This is a genomic window from Mycobacterium sp. THU-M104 (assembly GCF_049197365.1).
Lineage (GTDB): Bacteria > Actinomycetota > Actinomycetes > Mycobacteriales > Mycobacteriaceae > Mycobacterium.
Genome location: NZ_JBMIOP010000101.1, coordinates 1 through 3,608, shown reverse-complemented (window position 1 = coordinate 3,608; position 3,608 = coordinate 1). Strand labels below are relative to the sequence as shown.

The following is a 3,608-nucleotide window of genomic DNA, read 5'->3' as shown; positions in this document are numbered from 1 at the left end:
AGCCGGTCGCCCACCACGACGTCGGCCGCCGCCACACCCAGCTCCTCGGCCAGTTCCCGGGCCAGCGCATCGCGCTCGGATTCACCGGCCGCGACCTTGCCGCCGGGCAGTTCCCAGCGGCCGGCCAGCTCCGGCGGCCGCACCCGTTGGGCCACCAGGACCGCGGAGCCGGAGATGACGGCCGCGGCGACGACGATCTGGGTGGGCATGGCCAGTGAGGGTATACCGTCGGGTCATGGCTGTGTTATCGGATGAGCAAGTGGACGCAGCGCTGCCCGAACTGAACGGATGGGAGCGCGCCGAAGGCGTCCTGCGCCGGTCGATCACGTTCCCGACGTTCCTGGGCGGGATCGACGCGGTACGCCGGGTGGCCGAGCACGCTGAGAGCCGAGATCATCACCCCGACATCGATATCCGCTGGCGAACAGTGACTTTCGCTTTGGTGACGCACTCCGAGGGCGGCATCACCCAGAACGACATCGCGATGGCGCGCGACATCAACGGGATCGTCGGAGGCTGATCCGGCCGGTCGGCCCGATGTCGCGCCGGCTGGTGCCGGCGATCCAGCCCAGGGTCGCGACCGCGGCGCCGATGTAGACCAGGCCGGCCCAGGCCAGGTACCACGGGCGGTGGATCGTCCAGATGCTCGGTTGCACGAAGCTGAGCAGCCACGGCACGCCGACGACGGTGAGTGCCAGCCAGGTCCAGCCCAGGATCCGCGTGCCGCGGCGCGCACTCAGGGGTCCGTGCAGCAGCCACATCATCAGCGGGACCAGCCATACCCAGTGGTGGGTCCAGGAGATCGGCGAGAGCAGCAGCCCGAACACCTCGACCACCAGCAATCTGCCGAGCCGATCCCCGGACCCCAGCGCCCACCACGCCAGCGCGGCCAGGACAGCTGTACCGCCGAGGGCGGCGAGCACCGGCGGACCATAGCCGGCGTCATAACCGACGATCCGGGAGATGCCGCCGCGCCATGATTGGTTGAACGAGGTGGCGACGGGCCCGACGCGGTGCGCGTCGCCGAGCAGTCGGGTGAAGTAGTAGCGAGCCTGGCCGCCGACGACCAGAGCCGACAATCCGACGGTCGCGGCGAACACCACGGCCGAGGACACCGCGGCCGCCCACCGCCGGGCGCCCAGCAGGTAGACCCCGGCGATCGCCGGGGTCAGCTTGATCCCGGCTGCCGTGCCGACCAACAGGCCGGACAGCCACCACCGCGAGGTCGCGACCGCCCACAGCACCGCCAGCATCAGCAGCACATTGATCTGCCCGTAGTCGAACGTGCTGCGCAGCGGTTCGATCCAGATCGCGACTGCCGTCCACAGCATCGCCACGCGGTGGCCGGCGCCCGAGGCAACGCCCATCAACCGCTGGCTGATCCGGATCGAGCCGTACAACGCGGCCACGGTCGCGATCTGCCACACGAAGGCGACCAGTCCGAACGGCAACAGGTGCAGCGGGTAGAACACCACCGCCGCGAACGGCGGGTAGGTGAACGGCAGCGGGAAGTCCGGCGTCTGGTCGGCGTACACGTAGCTGTACAGGGTGCCCGGATGATCGAGTGCGGCCGAGCCGCCCAGATACACATGCAGGTCGACGAAGTTCGCCCCGTTGCGCGCCACATACGTCCAGGCGAGGCGGGCGGCGACGCTGAGGATCAACAGCACCGGCGCGACGGTGCTGAGCCGGTGCGCCGGCCTGGCGTCGTTGGTTGCCGCCGGGGCGACCGAGGTGGTGTCGATCCCTCCGACTTTAAGGCGTGCCGACGGCGAAGCCCCCCGCGGCCGGTCACGGTACGGCGGTCGCCCGGTCACCGCTGTCACTCGAACGAGTCACGATCGAATAAATGCCACACGTGTCACTTGAGTCCCATCAGTATCGACGTAACTTCTGGCACGGGACCTGTCGTCGACAACCAGGGAGAGACATGCCAACCATCTGGACCTATCTGCGTGCAACCGCCGTCGTAGTCGGTTCGTCCGCAGCGCTTTTGACGGGCGGTATCGCCCACGCCGATCCGGTACCGGCTCTTCCGCCCGTGCAGGACATTCCGCAGCAGCTGATCAGCTCGGCGGCCAACGCGCCGCAGATCCTGCAGAGCCTCGCGACCGCACTCGGCGCCACGCCGCCCGCGGCTCCTCCGTCGGCTCCCGGCATCAGCTTCCCGGGTTTGACCCCGGCGGCGGCGACGGCGCCCGCGGCGACCTCGGCGGGCCTGCCCCCGATCCCCGGGCTGACGCCGGCGGCCACCGCACCCGCGGCGCAGAGCGCCCCGGCGATTCCAGGACTGCCGGCGTCGATCCCGGGCCTGACATCACCGGCACCGGCGACTGCTCCGGCCCCGGCGGCGTCGCCGATCCCGGGCCTGCCGATCTCCCTGCCCGGCGCTGCCGCTCCGGCTGCTTCGGCGCCGGCCGCGGGGACGCCGGCCGCCGGTCTGCCGCAGGCCAAGATCGACATGCCCGCACTGCCGGGCCTGCCGGTGAAAGTGCCGCCACAGGTCACGCTGCCCGGCGACCTGTCGGGTTTGGCCTCGGGCGCACCGGCCGCCGCGGCGCCCGCCGCCGCAGCGCCGGGACTGCTTTCGGCCCTGCCCTGATCAGCCACTCAGTCGGCTAACCCACTACCAGGACCGGAGGACTCGTGGCACACATCAGGAAACTGCCCGAAGGATTGGCGATCGTGGCCGTGGCATCGGCCGCCGCGTTCGGGCTCTGCCCCAGCGCGGCGGCCGACCCGGCCGCACCGCCGCCTCCACCGCAGTCGAGCTCGGCCCAGCAAATGCCGGGACTGCCGGCGTTGTCGGAGCTGAGCCCGATCATCCAGCAGGCGGCCGGCAACCCCGAGCAGGCGACCCAGCTGCTCATGGCGGCCGCACAGGCCTTCACCCACAGCCCGACCGCTCCCGCCGAGTCCAAGAACGTGGCCGCGTCGGTGGACCACTTCGTCCAGGCGCCGGTCGCGCACGTGCCACCGGAGGGGCTGCAGCCCGGCCTGCAGGCACACCTGCCCACGGGCGTCGACCCGGCACACGCGGTGGGCCCGGCGCCCTTCGCCGCCCCTGCCGTGCCACCGGCAAACACGCCGCCGGCCGCGGCACTGGCCGCCCCGGTTCCGGATTCCGCGGCGCCCGGACCCGCGCCGGCGGCTGCGCCGACTCCGGATTTCGGCCGCGACGCCCCGCCCACCCAGGACTTTCTGTACCCGTCGATCGGCACCAATTGCGTTGCCGACGGCGGCAACTCGATCGCGACCGCGCTGTCGGTGGCAGGTCCGGCAACGATCCCGCTGCCAGGTCCGGGCCCGGGCCAGACCGCCTACGTGTTCACCGCGGTGGGCACACCCGGCCCGGCCGAGGTGCAGAAGCTCCCGTTGAACGTCACCTGGGTGAACCTCACGACCGGCAAGTCCGGCACCGTCGCGCTCAAGCCCCGCTCCGATATCAACCCGGAAGGGCCGACGACGCTGACCGCAATCGCCGACACGGGCTCGGGAAGCGTCATGTCGACGATCTTCGGGCAGGTGACCACCAAGGAAAAGCAGTGTCAGTTCATGCCCACGATCGGCTCGACGGTGGTGCCGTAGAGCCCGCGTAGAGCCCGACC

At 71.2% G+C, this 3,608-nt stretch carries 5 protein-coding genes; 3 read left to right on the top strand and 2 right to left on the bottom strand.

Annotated features, from left to right (window positions below; translation table 11 throughout):
* Nucleotides 1-209, bottom strand: a 209-nt coding sequence (locus tag ACOJVU_RS09315; RefSeq protein ID WP_421529512.1) for an NUDIX domain-containing protein, incomplete at its 3' end; no start/stop codon positions are given.
* Nucleotides 210-235: 26 nt separating this feature from the next.
* Here ACOJVU_RS09315 and ACOJVU_RS09310 point away from each other — a divergent pair.
* On the top strand, nucleotides 236-520 hold the full coding sequence (locus ACOJVU_RS09310; RefSeq protein WP_421529511.1) for a 4a-hydroxytetrahydrobiopterin dehydratase: 285 nt from the start codon (nucleotides 236-238) through the stop codon (nucleotides 518-520).
* Here ACOJVU_RS09310 and ACOJVU_RS09305 read toward each other — a convergent pair.
* The gene (locus ACOJVU_RS09305) at nucleotides 498-1,817 is read right to left on the bottom strand and encodes a mannosyltransferase (protein ID WP_421529510.1); all 1,320 of its coding nucleotides are present in this window, start codon (nucleotides 1,815-1,817) and stop codon (nucleotides 498-500) included. The genes ACOJVU_RS09310 and ACOJVU_RS09305 overlap by 23 nt on opposite strands.
* A 113-nt stretch (nucleotides 1,818-1,930) precedes the next feature.
* Between ACOJVU_RS09305 and ACOJVU_RS09300 the strand changes: the two genes are divergently transcribed.
* Nucleotides 1,931-2,602 carry a hypothetical protein gene (locus ACOJVU_RS09300; RefSeq protein WP_421529509.1) on the top strand — a complete coding sequence of 224 codons (672 nt, stop codon included), beginning with the start codon at nucleotides 1,931-1,933 and terminating at the stop codon, nucleotides 2,600-2,602.
* A 44-nt stretch (nucleotides 2,603-2,646) separates the two neighbouring features.
* Nucleotides 2,647-3,588: a hypothetical protein gene (locus ACOJVU_RS09295; RefSeq protein ID WP_421529508.1), complete on the top strand. Its 942-nt coding sequence runs from the start codon at nucleotides 2,647-2,649 to the stop codon at nucleotides 3,586-3,588.
* Nucleotides 3,589-3,608: the final 20 nt, after the last annotated feature.